The organism is Sulfitobacter sp. CB2047, assembly GCF_000735125.2.
Lineage (GTDB): Bacteria > Pseudomonadota > Alphaproteobacteria > Rhodobacterales > Rhodobacteraceae > Sulfitobacter > Sulfitobacter pontiacus.
Genome location: NZ_CP072613.1, coordinates 142,591 through 158,145, shown reverse-complemented (window position 1 = coordinate 158,145; position 15,555 = coordinate 142,591). Strand labels below are relative to the sequence as shown.

Sequence of the window (15,555 nt, the reverse complement as noted above, 5' to 3'; positions counted from 1 at the left end):
AGGAGCCTGGGTCATGGACAGACTGAATAGAATAGTTGCTCAAGTCTTCGGCTGGGGAGCCGGGCTTTCGATGATGCTGGTGTTTGCGATCATCTTCATCAATTCCCTACGGCGCTACACCGTGGGCCAGTCGGTCCAATGGGGCGAGGAACTGCCGGTCTATCTGGCGGCCTATGGCGTGATGTTCGGCATCTCAATGGCCTATATGCAAGACCGCCATATCCGCTTCACGATCCTGATTGACTTTCTGAGCGACCAGCGCAAGACACTGATGTTCGCGCTCAGCGACCTTGTGATGATGGTAACCGGAGTGCTTCTGGTCCTTTCGGGCATCGCCTTTCTCGAGCGTCGCGGCAACACAATGTCCTCCGGCATGTTCGGTCTGGCACGCTGGCTGGAAAAGAGCACAGGGATCGAGGCCTTTGGCGCGCTCGGAACCCTCGGCGTCTACCAGTTTTCGCTGATTCTTGGCGGCGCAATGATCACCTTTGCGGCGGTTCTGAAATTCGTCGAGCGCCTGATCGCGCTCCGGGGGAACTGAAATGGTCTATATCATCCTTATCGCAGGACTTCTCATCGGCGTGCCGATTGCCTTCGCGATCCTCGCCTCTCTAAGCTATTTTATGGCAGTAGGTGAGGCTCCCTACACGCTGCGCATCGTCGCGACCGAACTGTTCAACGGGCTGAACTCCTACCCGTTGCTGGCCATTCCGCTTTTTGTGCTGGCTGGCGAATTGATGAACGAGAGCGGTATTACCGGACGGATCATCGCTTTTGCCAACGTCCTTGTAGGTCGGATGCGCGCCGGGCTTGCGATGGTCAACATCTGGGCCTCGGTCATCTTCGCGGGTCTTTCGGGCTCCGCCGTTGCCGACACCTCTGCCATTGGTCGAGTATTCATTCCCGAGATGGAGAAACATGGCTATGACCGTGCCTATGCGGCGGCCCTGACAGCGGCCTCGTCGGTTATCGGACCGATTATTCCCCCTTCAATCCCAGTCATCATCTACGCGTTAATCGTCACCGGGGTCTCGGTCCCTGCCCTGTTCATGGCTGGCGTGATCCCCGGATTGCTACTGGCCGTCTTTCTCTCCGCCTACGTCATGCTGACGGTTGATATGACCAAGATCCGGCAGGCGGCAGACGACATGCCCGACGCGCAACCGGCCCGAGAGGCGCTGCTTGGGGGCATCTTGCCCCTGCTGATGCCCGTTTTTGTTGTGGGATCAATCCTGCTTGGCGTGGTGACACCCACAGAGGCGGCCAGCTTTGCGGTCGCCTATGCGTTGGTTGTAGGCCTTTTTATCTATCGCAAGATCGCATTTAAACGCCTTCCTATCATCTTTACCGAAGCCATGCGCGATAGCGCCGTGATCCTAATCATCATCGCGGCGGTTTCAGCAGCCAACTGGCTGTTGGCCTATAACCGTGTACCAAACATGCTGACCGACTGGGTGTTGGGCAATGTTGACAGCAAGACCACGTTCTTGATCGCCGTCATCCTCCTTTTTCTCTTTGTCGGTCTCTTTCTCGAAGGCATCGCCGCGATGCTGGTGCTAGTGCCGATTCTCCACCCTATCGCCGTAAGTCTGGGCATTGACCCGGTTCACTTCGGCATTCTGGTGATCTTCAACCTAATGATAGGCCTGATTACCCCGCCTCTGGGCCTCTGTCTGTTTGTGGCAGAGGGAATTGCGGGCGTCGGCATGGCACGTATGGTTAAGGCAATCCTGCCGTTCTTTCTGGTCGAGGTACTGGTCCTCCTGGTTCTTACATTTGTGCCGCAGACAGTGATCTGGCTGCCGCAAGCCCTGGGGTATTGAGATGAAAACTTCCATCGCAACAGTGTCCATATCCGGCAATTTCCCGGAGAAACTCGAAGCCATTGCCGCTGCCGGTTTCGACGGTATCGAAATCTTCGAACAGGACTTTATCGCCCATGACGGGGACCCCAAAGAAGTGGGCGACATGATCCGCGCCATGGGTCTCGAGATCAACCTCTTTCAGCCATTCCGAGATTTCGAAGGTTTGCCAGAACCGCACCGGGCAAAGGTGTTTGATCGGGTGGAACGCAAATTTGACCTGATGCAAGACCTTGGCACAGACCTTGTTCTTATCTGTTCGAGCTGCCACCCGGAGGCTCTTGGCGGCATCGACCGGTCTGCGGCGGACTTCAACGAGCTGGGCGACAGGGCGGCCAAGCGCGGCCTGCGGGTCGGCTATGAGGCGCTCGCGTGGGGGCGACATGTCAATGACCATCGCGACGCATGGGAAATAGTGCGCCGCGCCGATCACGGCTCGGTTGGTCTGATCCTCGACAGCTTTCACACGCTGGCGCGTAAGATTGATGCGCAAACCATTCGACGCATTCCCGGCGACAAAATCTTCTTTGTGCAACTTGCCGATGCGCCGGCAATTGACATGGACCTGCTCTATTGGTCGCGCCACTTCCGCAACATGCCGGGGGAAGGTGATCTGGATGTGACAGGTTTTATGAAGTCGGTCATGGCCACCGGGTATACGGGCCCGATTTCACTGGAGATTTTCAATGATCAGTTCCGCGGCGGCCACCCAAAGACCATCGCCAAGGACGGGTATCGGTCCTTGATCGCCCTGATGGACGACGTGCGACGCGCAGAGCCTGTCGCCGCAACGTCGGCACCCTTGCTGCCGAAACGCTCGAAGGTTGAAGGCGTGTCTTTCGTCGAATTCGCCGCCCGCGGCGCAGAAGCCGACGCACTGGAGCGATTGCTCGAAACGCTCGGCTTCAGTCTCTCCGGCACTCATATCGCCAAGAAGCTGTCTCTCTGGAGCCAAGGCGAAATACGGATCGTGGTAAACCGGGAGACCACCGGCTATGCCAGCAGCGCCTATACGACCCACGGCACAACCGTCTGCGACATCGGCATTTCTGTCGACGCGGCAACTGAGACCGTAAGCCGTGCCAAAGCGCTTGGTGCCGCGCCCTTTCACCAGCCGATTGGCCCCGGTGAGTTGGATATACCGGCCATTCGCGGGCTGAGCGGCAGTGTCTTGCATTTCACCGACCAAACCAGCGGGCTGAATGATGTCTGGTCGGTCGAGTTCAACCAGACCGACGCCGAGCAGACACATGCGGGCCTGACAAGCATCGATCACATTGCCCAGACCATGAGCTATGATGAAATGCTCAGTTGGTCTTTGTTTTATACCACGCTGTTCGGCATGGAAAAATCTCCGATGGTCGATGTGGTAGACCCCGACGGGCTGGTGCGCAGCCAAGCTTTGGAAACTCGAGACGGCGCGTTTCGCATCACGCTTAATGGCGCAGAAACTCATCGCACAATGGCAGGCAACTTCCTTGCCGATAGCTTTGGCGCCTCCGTGCAGCACATCGCACTGGCGAGCGAAGACATCTTTGCCACCAGCAGCGTGATGCGGGCCAAAGGATTCGAGCCACTGCCAATATCGGACAACTATTACGCCGACCTCGTCGCGCGGTTCGATCTGGATGCCGACATGCTCAGCGCCCTGAAGGCAGGGAACATACTCTATGATGAGGATGCAAATGGGGCGTTCTTTCAGTTCTACTCGCGTCCTTACGCGGGGGGCATGTTCTTTGAAATCGTCGAGCGTCGTGGCGGATACGCGGGCTACGGCGCCCCCAATGCCCCTTTTAGAATTGCCGCTCAGAAACGCCTGATGCGCCCGAAAGGAATGCCAAAGAAATGACTGACAAACATGACGCTGGAATGAAGGTGCGCCGCGCGGTGCTGGGAGATGCCCATGTGGACCGTGCTCTGGCGGCCGGGACGGAGTTTGACAGCGTCTTTCAGACACTGATCACCGAAGCGGCCTGGGGGACGGTCTGGGCTTCTGATGCGATCACGCGGCGAGAGCGGTCCATGGTCACACTTGCGCTTTTGGCCGCGACCAAGAACTTCGCTGAAATCCCGATGCATATCCGCGCGACGGCCAATACCGGAGCCACCCGACAGGACGTGATCGAGGTGTTCCAGCATGTCGCTATCTACGCCGGAGTGCCCACCGCGAACCACGCGATCGCGCTGGCCAAACAGACCTATGCGGAAATGGAGGAGGAACAATCATGAGTAATGGGGACCTCATCCAACGTGACCGCTTGTGGCATCCGCCTGCCCTTACGCCCGATTACAAAACCAGTGTCGCGCGCTCGCCGCGCCATGCGCTTTTGTCGCTGCAAAACTCGGACAGCGAGCTAACCGGACCGACCTTTGGGCAGAACGACATTGCAGAGATCGACAATGATCTAATCCTGAACTACGCCAAAACAGGAGACCCTATTGGGGAGCGCATTATCGTGCATGGCCGAGTTCTGGACGAAAACGCGCGTCCGGTTCCGAACACCCTTATCGAGATCTGGCAGGCGAACGCAGGCGGCCGCTATCGGCACAAGAAAGATAGTTATCTCGCACCGATTGACCCGAACTTTGGCGGGTGCGGTCGCACGCTGACCGATGACAATGGAAACTATGTCTTCCGCACCGTCAAACCCGGCGCCTACCCATGGCGGAACTGGGTCAACAATTGGCGGCCGGCCCATATCCATTTCTCAGTATTCGGGACCGCTTTCGCGCAGCGCCTGATCACCCAAATGTACTTTGAGGGCGACCCTCTCATCGCCAAATGCCCGATTGTGCAATCCATTCCGGAACAACGCGCCGTTGATCAGCTTGTCGCCGCATTGGATCTAAACGCCTCCCTGCCGCTCGATAGCATTGCCTATAAATTCGACATCGTGCTTCGGGGACGCCGCTCGACCTTCTTCGAAAACCGGCCAGAAGGGAACTAATCATGGTGCAAGCACTCGACTACCTCAAAGAAACCGCATCTCAGACGGCTGGGCCCTATGTTCACATCGGGCTCGTTCCCGGCGACGCCGGCTTCGATATCTACGACCACGAACTGGGGCGGGACATTGCTGGCCCGAAGGCTGCAGGCACACGTATCACCGTCACCGGGACGGTAACCGACGGCACCGGCGCGCCGGTTAAGGACATTTTGATTGAGGTCTGGCAGGCAAATGCTGCAGGCATCTATCCCGGAACAGGCGAGGTTGAAGACGGCTTTCGCGGTTGGGGTCGGGTGACACCGGATTTCGAGACTGGGGTATTCAGTTTTGAGACCATGAAGCCCGGCAAGGTGACAGGGCCCGATGCCCGGCCAATGGCCCCGCACCTTAATCTCTGGCTGGTTGCTCGGGGCATCAATGTCGGGCTCAACACGAGAATGTACTTCGGTGACGAGGACGCGGCCAACGCGGCTGATCCAGTCCTCACCCTGATTGAGCAGCCCTTGCGCCGTGAGACGCTGATCGCGCGCGCCGATGGCAACGCCTATCACTTCGACATTCGCCTACAGGGCGAGGGCGAAACCGTATTCTTCGATCTATGAGGCCGCTATGACCACCCCGTGTATTATCTGCGTGGCACTCACCGGGTCCCTGCCGACGAAGGACAACAACCCGGCAGTGCCGATCACCATTTCCGAACAGATCGAAAGTGCTCAGGAGGCCTTTGAGGCGGGCGCCTCGATCGCCCATTGCCACGTGCGCGACGATCACGGTCGCCCCACCTCAGACCCGGACCGTTTTGCGCGACTGAAAGAAGGTCTGGAACAGCACTGCCCGGGCATGATCGTCCAACTTTCAACCGGGGGACGCTCTGGCGCGGGTAAGGAGCGCGGCGGTATGCTATCGTTGTCGCCGGACATGGCTTCGCTGTCAGTAGGGTCGAACAATTTTCCAACGCGCGTCTATGAAAACAGTCCCGACTTGGTCGACTGGCTGGCCTTGGAAATGATCGCCCATGATGTCAAACCCGAGATCGAAGCCTTTGACCTTGGTCATATCGTACAAGCCACCCGCATGGCCCAAGATGGTCGGTTGAAGGGGCCCCTTTATGTACAGTTTGTCATGGGTGTGAAAAATGCGATGCCTGCGGACGAGCCGATTTTTGACTTCTACATCGAAACACTCAAACGTCTGGCACCGGACGCCCAATGGTGCGCCGCCGGTATCGGCCCTGCACAGTTGACCATCAACGAATGGTCTATCGCCAAAGGCGGCCACACCCGGACCGGCCTGGAAGACAATGTCCGGCTGGACCGCGATAGGCTCGCGCCCTCCAACGCCGCATTGGTCAAGCGGGCCGTCGCACTTTGCAAGAAATACGAGCGACCTGTCGCGACTTGGCAAGAGGCGCGGGAGATATTGGGGCTGAAGACGAGAGAGAGTGCTGCGCCAAAGTCCGCCTCTGCCGCCACCCCATGATGTTCGCCACCCTCAACGGGATAACACACCACTATCGCTATCGGCCCGGAACCGGCGTGCCTGTGGTGTTTCTGAACTCACTTGGTACGGACTTCCGGATCTGGGACAAAGTCATTGATCGGCTGCCGTCACAAACGCCAGTGCTTTGCCTTGATAAGCGCGGCCATGGGCTGAGCGACGATGGGCCAATTACGATGGACCAGCTCATCGACGATGTTGCTGCCCTTGCTCTGCACCTTGACCTGCCTCCTGCCCTGATCTGTGGTGTATCCGTTGGCGGCCAAATCGCTCAAGGTTTTGCCGCTGCTTATCCGGCGCAGGTGAGAGCGCTCATGCTATGTTGCACCGGAGCCAAGATCGGTGACGCGGGAAGCTGGAATGCGCGCATTGAAAGCGTTGGGAAGTCCGGTATCGCTGCGCTCTCGGACGCCATTCTTGAACGCTGGTTCAGCCCAAACTTTCACGCGACACGATCGGCCGAATGGGCAGGCTACCGCAATATGCTGGCCCGCACATCTGCTGCTGGCTATAGCGGCGTTTGCGCCGCAATCAGAGACAGTGACCTCACGACGCGAGCTGGGGCGACCACGGTGCCGACAGTTTGCATCGCCGGAAGTGAAGACCGCGCGACCCCGCCGGAACTCGTCAGGGCGTTGGCGCAGATCATACCGGACGCCTCCTATCGCCTCGTGCCCGGCTGTGGTCATCTACCCTGCATTGAAAACCCCAAGGTTGTCTCAGATTTGCTGGAAGACCTGATGGAAAAGATTTCATGACCTCCCCTTTCGAGCATCCCTGGTTGAGCGGGTTATTTGGCGACGCAGAGGCCACGGAGATTTGGGGCCCCACGCGGCAGATGACGCATATGATCGCCTTCGAGAGAGCCTATACGCAGGGGCTGTGCAAAGTCGGCACCATTTCTGAAGATACCGCGAAAGAAGTCGCGCGTACTTTCGACGATTTCCAATGCGATATGGAAGCACTTCGTTCTGCGACAGCGCGTGACGGGGTGGTTGTTCCCGAACTCGTCCGGCAGATCAGGGGGTCCGCGGGTTCTCATGGTGAAGCCATACATAGCGGCGCGACTTCGCAGGATGTGATTGATACCGCTTTGGTCCTGACTTTGAAGGACTACAGTAACCTTCTGAAGCGGCGCCTTTTGGAACTGATGGAAGCAATAGACGCTTTGTCGGCGCGGTTCGGGAGCCGGAGGATCATGGGGCGCACCCGGATGCAGGCGGCGATGCCCATTGCGGCACGAGAGCGGTTCGCAACATGGTCTCAGCCTTTAGACGACCATCGTCAGCGGCTCACGCAGACCAGGCCCCGCGTCGAGCGGCTTCAACTTGGGGGCGCAGCCGGAGATCGGGCAGCTTTGCCCCATGCTGAATCTCTCGGGGCTGAAGTGGCTTTACGGCTCGGTCTCGCGAACCCGCCAAAGGCATGGCATGCAATGCGCGACGCGGTGGTCGACTACGCTGGGCTGCTGTCGCTGATCAGTGGAACGCTTGGCAAAATGGGACAAGATATTTGCCTCATGGCGCAACAAGGCGTCGACGAAATCACGTTGGACAACGCAGGGGGCTCTTCCGCGATGCCCCACAAACAAAATCCCGTTCTGGCTGAATTGCTTGTGACGCTCGCCCGGTTCAATGCCACTCAGGTGTCGGCCATGCATCAAGGGCTGGTTCACGAGCAGGAACGTTCCGGCGCGGCTTGGGCGTTGGAATGGATGGTTCTTCCGCAAATGGCTCAAGCAACCGCACGCAGCTTGGCCGCATCAATCGCAATTTGCCAGGCGATCTCCCACGTTGGCTCAAAGGACATCAGATGAGTTCCCAAACGATCCATATACTCAACGGCCCGAACCTGAACCTGCTGGGCACCAGACAGCCCGAGGTTTATGGGCGGGATACCCTGAACGATGTCGAAACGCTCTGCCGACGCGTTGCCACCGAGTATGATCTGGCCATTCTGTTTCGCCAAAGCAATCATGAGGGTGAGCTCGTAGAGATGATCCATGAAGCAAGAACCGAGGGGATGGGCATCGTCATCAACCCAGCCGCCTATACCCATACCTCAATTGCTATTCGCGATGCCTTAGTGAGTTGTGAAATCCCCATCTACGAAGTCCATATTTCAAACGTTCACCGTCGGGAGGCCTTCCGGCACCACTCCTACGTATCTGGTGTGGCGACGGGCGTCATAGCGGGGTTAGGGATCGAGGGCTACGCTGCTGCTATTCGCGCATTATCCCGGACGAAGAAAAGGCCAAACTTTGAGTTGAACCCCTGAATTCTACGATACGCACTTACCGATTATGAGCCGAGATTAATTCTTCCTTCGGAAACGATTTCATTGCAGCGATTGGGGGTGCGGACGAAAAGTTGGACTATCTTGGAGATAGTTCATGTACAGCTACGAAGATCGAATGCGCGCGGTTGAGCTTTATATCAAGCTCGGCAAGCGTTTGGGGGCCACCATCCGTGAGTTGGGGTATCCAACGAAGAATGCCTTGAAAGGCTGGCATCGAGAGTATGAACGTCGGCAGGACTTGCAAATACGTTCAGCGCCGCGCCCGCCTAAATTCTCGGCGGCACAAAAGCAGGTGGCGTTAGAGCATTATGCAAGCCATGGGCGCTGCGTTTCATGGACGCTGCGCGCTTTAGGCTATCCAGGCCGAGCCACCCTGACGGCTTGGGTGCGCGAGGCGTTTCCTGACACGAAAACGGTCTCCAATGCGACATATGGCCCAGGAAATCACTCTGACGCCGTGAAGCAGGCTGCTGTGGTCGGGCTCTATAATCGCCAAGAAAGTGCCCAGGCCTTGGCCGAAAAGTTCGGACTTAGTCGGCCGACGCTCTATGCTTGGAAGACTCAGATCCTTGGCCCGGAGGCTCCTGCCATGATGAAACGCAAGAAGAGTGCCCCTTATCCAGAGCTTGAAGAATTGGAACGTCAGCGTGAAGCCCTGCAGCGCGACATCCGCGAGATCCAGATTGAGCATGACCTGCTCAAGACTGCGAGTGAAATGATAAAAAAGGAACTTGGCGGCGATCTGCAGGACCTGAGCAATCGGGAAAAGACCATGCTGATCGTCGCCCTAAAAAAACGGTATAAGACACCAGCCCTGTTGGCTCGGCTGGGTCTCGCGCGCAGCTCTTACTTTTACCACCGCGCTCGCATGAAACTGGAAGATAAGTATCTTCCCATTCGACACGCCATGAAGGAGGCCTTCGAAAGCAACCATCGCTGCTACGGCTACCGTCGCCTCAAAGCCTGTATGACGCGGAATTCTATCTCGATCTCCGAGAAAGTGGTGCGGCGCCTAATGAAACAGGAAGCTTTGATCGTCCCAAAGCCTAAGCGGCGGCGTTACAGCTCATATCTTGGTGAGATTAGCCCTGCGCCGAAGAATATTATCAACCGGGAATTCCAGGCGGCCGCGCCAAATGAGAAATGGCTAACGGACATCACGGAGTTCCACATCCGAGCGGGAAAAGTTTATCTTTCCCCGATCATTGATTGCTTCGACGGCCTCGTCATAAGTTGGACCATTGGGACCAGACCGGACGCCGATCTTGTGAACACCATGCTTGATGCAGCGGTAGAAACCATCGCTGACAGCGAAGCGCGGCCCGTAGTCCATAGCGATCGCGGAGGCCACTATCGCTGGCCTGGCTGGCTGGAACGTATAGACGCGGCAAAGCTGGTTCGGTCGATGTCGCGAAAGGCGAGCTCGCAAGACAATGCCGCCTGTGAAGGCTTCTTTGGACGCCTCAAGACTGAGTTCTTCTATCCTCGTGATTGGCGGGCCTTCACCGCGGCCCAGTTTGTTGACGAGGTTGACGCCTACATCCGCTGGTATAACGAAACACGCATCAAGATGTCCCTTGGTGGCAGAAGCCCCATCGAATATCGTAAAAGCCTCGGCCTTATGCCGTGAAAACAGTCCAAGTTTTTGTCCGCACCCCCGCCGGGTCAGTTCTCGGTGACAATCAACATACAAATCGTTACTCAGTGGCGCACGGCAAGTATTGAGATTGAACCAAATTCTCTCGTACTGAAGTACGACGCCGTGATGCACGAAGTGCGAAATCACCGTGCGACAGTGCGATTTCTCATGCAGAATAGAGACGCGCGCCAAATTGCGGAGTTTGGTTTTTTCGATGCCGAGAAAAGTATTCCCCTAGACCTGCGCGCAAGCGGGCTCGAGTGATCTAGCCTTCTTTGCGCCGTTCACAAATGCCCAATCTGGCCCGCTAATGTAAATGTATCCCACACCAGCCAACATTCTGGGAGGTCAGTTCTTTACGCACAGCGGACCTCGGCCAAATACGCAGTGAACGTCTGGAATGCGCCTTCGTGTCGGATTTGTTGAACGGCCCAAAGCTGCTGCTGGCGCAGTGCTGCGATGTAGTATTGCCAAACCAGCCGTTCCACAGATCGCGCCAAAATGTTTTTCTTGAAGAGTTAATATCCAGTCATTGGGTGCCGCCCCCTTGCGGCGAATGCCCACAAGGGGGCGCTTTGACCTATAAAAGCCAGTTTGCTTCCGCTTTAGGTATACTTTCCGAAAAGGACATTTCGTAGATGATGTTGCCGGTTGCAACCTCGGTTCCGCCCGCTAGCGGCACCGTCACCCATATGTCGCCACCAAGACGGATATAGCCTGGCCGTGCAGTTTCGTCATCCGGTTTCTGCTCGGAATTGAGCGCGTCGCTCAACAGGTGATTGCCTGAAATCTCGATACGGATCATGTTGTCATTGTAGGGCGCTTCGATCAGGAAGCCGTCAGGCCAGCCGTTGCCGGACTGCGGGCCGACATGGATTTCACCAACGAAGCTGTCCTCGAATTCACCCGTGCTGAGCAGGATTTCACTATCCTTTGCCAACACGAACTTGCAGACGACCTTGTTGCCGTAATCCGCGTCGTGAAAGATATAGGAGAAGTTCAGCGTGAAATCGTCGCATTCCGCACGGCCCCAGTGCCACGCCTTGAGAACACCTTCGATACCGGCATTGCCCCAATTGTGGTCGTGATAGCCGTGACCATCCTCGATAGCGATGGTTTCGCCCGCGACCTGAATGGTGCCGTTCACAACTGCGCGTGGTGCGGGCACGACATGCGCGTTAAACACCGTCAGCGCCTCGTCGAAATACATCGCACCGGATCCGGCACGCCAGGATTCAACGGTCGCGACAAACTCAAGGTCGACGACAAAAGGGATCTTCGGGAGATTTCCATGGTCTTTCCTTTTGGAAATTGGGTTCAGCCGCGTTCTGATCAGCTTTCAGGCCGGTTCAGCAACTTTGCGTATTTCTTGAGAAACAGGTCCGCCCCCTTCATCTTGCGGGTCAGGAAGTCTCCTGCCGTGAAGAAAATAAGGAAGGAATTCCCCTGTTTGGGACCAAGCGGAACGAGGATCGGCGCCTTGCTGCCCCATGGCTTATAGGCCTTTATGTCTTCGATCTCCTTGCCCTCTGCCAATCCGGACAGCGTCGCCTTGAGCCAAGGGAGTTGGCGGCTTGTGGCCACGATTGTCATGGCGTCGCCGACATCCGCAACATCGCCCGCCGCAAACACGTTCGGCAGCGAGGATGGGCGCATCCATGGGTCGACCTTGATCCGGTTGGCCGTCGTTTTCTGGACACCGGCAAGCGTTTCAAGCACCTCGGAATTCGCGCGCGATCCGATAACCGGAAAGATCAGGTCGAAGTCGTGCTGTGACCCATCGGCAAGTTGCAGGCTGCCCGCGTAGGGCTCGGTCAAGCTTTTCAGGTTCTCCGCCCGCTGACCGAGAATGAGCGTGACACCGGCCTTTCGCAATTTTGCCGTGAGAGAGGTGCCCAGCTTTGACGGCATCGTCGGGAATAATGCCTCGTCGCCTGAGATCAACGTCACCTTCTTGTCCGGCATGGCATAGGCGATTTCGCCCGCAAGCTCGGTGCCAACGGCACCAGCCCCGACAATGCCGATGCGCCGCGCCGCTTTGAGTTGCTGATGAATGCGCTGGTTGTCGCACCTAAGGCTCGCAATATCGGCACCTTGAGGCTTGAAGGGCATCGCATTGCTGGACCCGGTGGCAACAACGATTTGATCCGCCTCTACCCGAGTGCCGTCCTCCAACGTGACACCTTCCGCGTCGATAACCGTCGCCTTGGACGCGATGACCCTGCCGTTCGCGAGCAGCCGATCATAGGGGATGAGAGCGCGATCCAGCAGCGAAGGGTCGACAACCGCGCGGATCATGGCCGGCGCGTGAACGAAGTGACTGCGCGGCTCGATCAATGTGACGTCCGCTGTGTCGTCGAGAGACTTCGCGAGTTCGGCGCCTATGTAGCCGCCGCCGACAATGGCAATTTTCTGTGACATGATTTCTAACCTTCTTGGTCGCCTTACGGCGTTATTCTATGATTTGTGGGCAGCGTGATCGGCGGGATAGGTAATCTGCCCGAATTTCCCGGCGCGATACGCGCGGAACGCTTGCGCCAGCTCGCTGTCGCTATTCATGACAAACGGGCCGCGCATGGCGATGGGGTCGGTGATCGCCTCACCGCCAAACAGCAGCAGATCGAGCGGTTCAACAGCCGGGTTAGTGATCTCCAACGTCCCATCCGGGGCGTCCAATCCGATGAGGGTCTGAGCGTCGATCTTGGCATCACCGACCACGGCCCCATGCGTCGGCAGGAACCCCACGACTGGCAGACCGGCGTGCAAGGCGATGTCGACCGTCGCAAGCGGCTCGATCCTGACGTGCCAGATGAATTCGCCCGCATAGGTGGGGATGGGCGAGGATTGTCCATCATACTGGCCAAGCAGAACTTTGACCTCCCCACGTCCACCCGCGAGCATTGCTACGGGCAAGTCCGGGGATGAGACGGGCATGTATTGCGCAGGCTCGCGCTTGTTTGCCGCGGGCAGGTTGATCCAGAATTGAAAGGAATGCAGCACCCCGCCATCCCGGCGCAGGGGCGCCGCAAGCATTTCGTCGTGGACAATGCCATTGCCCGCGTTCATCCATTGCACGCCTCCCGCCGAGACGGAGCTGTTGTTTCCCAGGCTGTCAAAATGGGTCATCGCACCTTCCATGACATACGTGAAGGTCACGATACCCGCATGGGGATGGGCAAAGCTGCCGTCCGGCTCAGGTAACTCACCGGCAGAAATTTCGCGCTTGGGAAGATGATCAAGAAGCAGGAAAGGGCCGACCGCATTCACAGCCCGGTTCGGAAGGGCACGTCCGATGGTAAATGTACCGACCTGATCGGGCTGCGCTGGCTCTTGAAAAGAAACTTGTTTCATTGAGTTGCTCCGGTTGTTGATCCGATGATAAGAGAAACGAAACTTGATTGATATTTATACTTATTTCGCATCTATATAATCTAATCTTAACTTCTGGTGCCTGATGAAACTCGATCAACTGAATGTTTTGCGCGCTGTTGTTGAAACGGGCTCGGTCAAAACGGCTGCCGAACGTCTCAACCGGACACAGCCGGCGATCAGCCAGGCATTGAAGGCTCTGGAATTCCAGACTGGGACCGAATTGTTTGACCGGTCAGGGTATCGGCTTGAACTCACACCCGTCGGCAAACGGGTCTATCTTCAATCCTTGCGCGTTTTGACGGAGGCAGAGGATCTGGGTCAACTGATCCATCATTTCGAAAAAGGGCAGGAAGAGACGATCACGATCGCGGTGGATGCCATCGCTGACCTCAACGCACTGACCCCCGTCTTATGCAAACTGCAAACAGGTTTTCCCGAGACCCGCGTGGTCTTGCGCCCCGAGGTACTCTCCGGTGCCATCGAGGCCGTAAAAACAGGAACCGCGGCAATCGCTGTTTCGCCAATGTCCTCGGTCATGCTCGAGGAAGAGGGTTTCGACTATATCCCCCTCGGTACATCAACGTTGCGCAATGTTACGTCACCCTCCCTTTGGGCTGAGATGGACAATCCCAAGCGCCTCGCAGACTTGCGGCGCTTCCATCAGGTCATCGCAAGCGACAGCGGGCAAGCCGGAGGACTGTTCGACCGCGAAATCGGCGTCCAGAAAGGCCAACGCCGTTGGTACGTCAGCGACCTTCAGACAAAAAAGCACCTTTTGATCGCAGGCCTCGGTTGGGGCCGCCTGCCAGAGCACATGATTGCGGAAGAGTTGAAACAAGGGCGGCTGTGCGAGATAGATTTGCGACACACGCATCTTGCGTTCGACGTCACCATCTATGCGTTTCGCCAGTCCAAGCCAATCGTCCGCGCGGTAGCGGCATTGCTGTGGAAAGAATTTGAAGCCCATGCGATGTAAGACATGTGTATCGTAAAAGCCGGCTTTGATGGCCGATTTTCCGACGCATTTCTGCGGCTAATCTTTTATGAAAGTAATGCGCCGGCTATCCCCGAAATACCGACAAGGCTATCATTGAAACCCCTGCCAGTCTAATCGCAGCTTCGGCGACAGCGTCCGAAATGCCTGCCATATCTATGCCGCCCTGCCCTTTGCCCTGGTCTTTGATGCGGACACGACCCTGCGGCGGATCACGGGCGGTATCCTGGCGGCGCTCGGCGTTGCCGCCGCACTTTGGGTAGCACTCAACATCGATGTGCTCGGGGGCCAATATGGCTTCATTGAAAGCGACTTTCAGCTCGCGGTCGCGGTGACGCTGCTCTTGGTGGTGCTCGAAACGGCCCGGCGCGGGGTCGGCTGGCCGCTGCCGCCGGTGGCGGGACTTGCGCTGCTCTACGGGTTGTTTGGACAGTATATTCCGGGTGAGTTCGGACATTCCGGCACGCCGGTTGAAAGTTTCTTCTGGACGCTGACCATTGCCGAGGGCGGCATCTGGGGCACGCTGACCGGGGCTTCGGTGTCGGTCGTGGCGATCTTTGTAATCTTTGGCGCGGTCCTGAACGCCGGTGAAGCGGGTCAGGGTTTCATGAACGTTGCGGCAGCAGCAGCGGGTCGGCTGAAGGGCGGTGCCGCCAAGGTTTTGGTGTTGTCGTCAGCCCTGTTCGGCTCCATCTCGGGCTCTGCCTCGGCGAATGTCGCCTCCACCGGCGCGATCACCCTGCCCGCGATGACGAAGCTTGGCTATCCCGCGCCTTGCCGCCGCGGTCGAGGCCGTAGCCTCCTCCGACGGGCAGATCATGCCACCCCTGATTGGTGCCGGTGCCTTTGTCATGGTCGAGCTTACCGGCGTGCCCTACACCGGCATTATGGCCGCCGCAGCCCTGCCAGCGCTGCTGTATTTCGTCGCGGTCTGGATGGGCATCA

The 15,555-nt window shown here is 57.5% G+C and carries 15 protein-coding genes and 1 pseudogene; 13 read left to right on the top strand and 3 right to left on the bottom strand.

From position 1 onward, the window contains the following. Positions 1–13 precede the first annotated feature (13 nt). The 11 genes from IV89_RS00750 (at position 14) to IV89_RS00700 (ending at position 10,235) form a co-directional block, all read left to right on the top strand. Entirely contained in the window at positions 14–541 is a 528-nt protein-coding gene (locus IV89_RS00750; RefSeq protein ID WP_037942299.1) for a TRAP transporter small permease subunit, read from the top strand. Position 542: 1 nt separating this feature from the next. After that, the gene (locus IV89_RS00745; protein ID WP_037942301.1) at positions 543–1,823 is read left to right on the top strand and encodes a TRAP transporter large permease; all 1,281 of its coding nucleotides are present in this window, start codon (positions 543–545) and stop codon (positions 1,821–1,823) included. Between the two features lies 1 nt (position 1,824). Then, complete coding sequence (locus IV89_RS00740) at positions 1,825–3,711, top strand: sugar phosphate isomerase/epimerase and 4-hydroxyphenylpyruvate domain-containing protein (protein WP_037942302.1); 1,887 nt, start codon at positions 1,825–1,827, stop codon at positions 3,709–3,711. Beyond that, positions 3,708–4,091 carry a 4-carboxymuconolactone decarboxylase gene (gene pcaC, locus IV89_RS00735; protein ID WP_037942303.1) on the top strand — a complete coding sequence of 128 codons (384 nt, stop codon included), beginning with the start codon at positions 3,708–3,710 and terminating at the stop codon, positions 4,089–4,091. Before IV89_RS00740 ends, pcaC begins: the two co-directional genes overlap by 4 nt. Continuing rightward, complete coding sequence (pcaH, locus tag IV89_RS00730; RefSeq protein WP_037942305.1) at positions 4,088–4,810, top strand: protocatechuate 3,4-dioxygenase subunit beta; 723 nt, start codon at positions 4,088–4,090, stop codon at positions 4,808–4,810. The genes pcaC and pcaH overlap by 4 nt, the downstream gene beginning before the upstream one ends. 2 nt (positions 4,811–4,812) lie before the next feature. Further along, positions 4,813–5,412, top strand: a complete 600-nt coding sequence (gene pcaG, locus IV89_RS00725; RefSeq protein WP_037942307.1) for a protocatechuate 3,4-dioxygenase subunit alpha — start codon at positions 4,813–4,815, stop codon at positions 5,410–5,412. 7 nt (positions 5,413–5,419) lie between these two features. Further along, complete coding sequence (locus IV89_RS00720; protein ID WP_037942308.1) at positions 5,420–6,289, top strand: 3-keto-5-aminohexanoate cleavage protein; 870 nt, start codon at positions 5,420–5,422, stop codon at positions 6,287–6,289. Further along, on the top strand, positions 6,286–7,065 hold the full coding sequence (gene pcaD / locus IV89_RS00715; protein ID WP_037942309.1) for a 3-oxoadipate enol-lactonase: 780 nt from the start codon (positions 6,286–6,288) through the stop codon (positions 7,063–7,065). Before IV89_RS00720 ends, pcaD begins: the two co-directional genes overlap by 4 nt. Further along, positions 7,062–8,123 (top strand): 3-carboxy-cis,cis-muconate cycloisomerase, encoded by a 1,062-nt coding sequence (locus IV89_RS00710; protein ID WP_037942310.1) that lies wholly within the window; start codon positions 7,062–7,064, stop codon positions 8,121–8,123. Before pcaD ends, IV89_RS00710 begins: the two co-directional genes overlap by 4 nt. Beyond that, complete coding sequence (gene aroQ / locus IV89_RS00705) at positions 8,120–8,584, top strand: type II 3-dehydroquinate dehydratase (protein ID WP_037942311.1); 465 nt, start codon at positions 8,120–8,122, stop codon at positions 8,582–8,584. The genes IV89_RS00710 and aroQ overlap by 4 nt, the downstream gene beginning before the upstream one ends. Positions 8,585–8,699: 115 nt before the next feature. Then, the gene (locus IV89_RS00700) at positions 8,700–10,235 is read left to right on the top strand and encodes an IS3 family transposase (protein WP_240558212.1); all 1,536 of its coding nucleotides are present in this window, start codon (positions 8,700–8,702) and stop codon (positions 10,233–10,235) included. A gap of 589 nt (positions 10,236–10,824) precedes the next feature. Here IV89_RS00700 and IV89_RS00695 read toward each other — a convergent pair. The 3 genes from IV89_RS00695 to IV89_RS00685 form a co-directional block, all read right to left on the bottom strand. Beyond that, on the bottom strand, positions 10,825–11,454 hold the full coding sequence (locus IV89_RS00695; RefSeq protein ID WP_037941509.1) for a hypothetical protein: 630 nt from the start codon (positions 11,452–11,454) through the stop codon (positions 10,825–10,827). Positions 11,455–11,576: 122 nt separating this feature from the next. Further along, entirely contained in the window at positions 11,577–12,665 is a 1,089-nt protein-coding gene (locus IV89_RS00690) for an FAD-dependent oxidoreductase (RefSeq protein ID WP_037941508.1), read from the bottom strand. 36 nt (positions 12,666–12,701) lie between these two features. Beyond that, entirely contained in the window at positions 12,702–13,595 is an 894-nt protein-coding gene (locus IV89_RS00685; protein ID WP_051843798.1) for a pirin family protein, read from the bottom strand. Positions 13,596–13,698: 103 nt separating this feature from the next. On the opposite strand from IV89_RS00685, the gene IV89_RS00680 reads away from it, so the two are divergent. Both IV89_RS00680 and IV89_RS00675 read left to right on the top strand, forming a co-directional pair. Continuing rightward, positions 13,699–14,592: a LysR family transcriptional regulator gene (locus IV89_RS00680; RefSeq protein WP_051843797.1), complete on the top strand. Its 894-nt coding sequence runs from the start codon at positions 13,699–13,701 to the stop codon at positions 14,590–14,592. Positions 14,593–14,887: 295 nt separating this feature from the next. After that, positions 14,888–15,527, top strand: a pseudogene (locus IV89_RS00675) (TRAP transporter large permease subunit); the annotation flags it as partial. Positions 15,528–15,555: the final 28 nt, after the last annotated feature.

Coding starts and splice junctions, on each gene's coding strand:
- IV89_RS00740 (WP_037942302.1), top strand. CDS start 1,825: ATGAAAACTTCCATCGCAACAGTGTCCATATCCGGCAATTTCCCGGAG.
- IV89_RS00680 (WP_051843797.1), top strand. CDS start 13,699: ATGAAACTCGATCAACTGAATGTTTTGCGCGCTGTTGTTGAAACGGGC.
- IV89_RS00710 (WP_037942310.1), top strand. CDS start 7,062: ATGACCTCCCCTTTCGAGCATCCCTGGTTGAGCGGGTTATTTGGCGAC.
- IV89_RS00695 (WP_037941509.1), bottom strand. CDS start 11,454: ATGTATTTCGACGAGGCGCTGACGGTGTTTAACGCGCATGTCGTGCCC.
- IV89_RS00750 (WP_037942299.1), top strand. CDS start 14: ATGGACAGACTGAATAGAATAGTTGCTCAAGTCTTCGGCTGGGGAGCC.
- IV89_RS00720 (WP_037942308.1), top strand. CDS start 5,420: ATGACCACCCCGTGTATTATCTGCGTGGCACTCACCGGGTCCCTGCCG.
- pcaD (WP_037942309.1), top strand. CDS start 6,286: ATGATGTTCGCCACCCTCAACGGGATAACACACCACTATCGCTATCGG.
- IV89_RS00745 (WP_037942301.1), top strand. CDS start 543: ATGGTCTATATCATCCTTATCGCAGGACTTCTCATCGGCGTGCCGATT.
- pcaG (WP_037942307.1), top strand. CDS start 4,813: ATGGTGCAAGCACTCGACTACCTCAAAGAAACCGCATCTCAGACGGCT.
- aroQ (WP_037942311.1), top strand. CDS start 8,120: ATGAGTTCCCAAACGATCCATATACTCAACGGCCCGAACCTGAACCTG.
- pcaH (WP_037942305.1), top strand. CDS start 4,088: ATGAGTAATGGGGACCTCATCCAACGTGACCGCTTGTGGCATCCGCCT.
- IV89_RS00690 (WP_037941508.1), bottom strand. CDS start 12,665: ATGTCACAGAAAATTGCCATTGTCGGCGGCGGCTACATAGGCGCCGAA.
- IV89_RS00700 (WP_240558212.1), top strand. CDS start 8,700: ATGTACAGCTACGAAGATCGAATGCGCGCGGTTGAGCTTTATATCAAG.
- IV89_RS00685 (WP_051843798.1), bottom strand. CDS start 13,595: ATGAAACAAGTTTCTTTTCAAGAGCCAGCGCAGCCCGATCAGGTCGGT.
- pcaC (WP_037942303.1), top strand. CDS start 3,708: ATGACTGACAAACATGACGCTGGAATGAAGGTGCGCCGCGCGGTGCTG.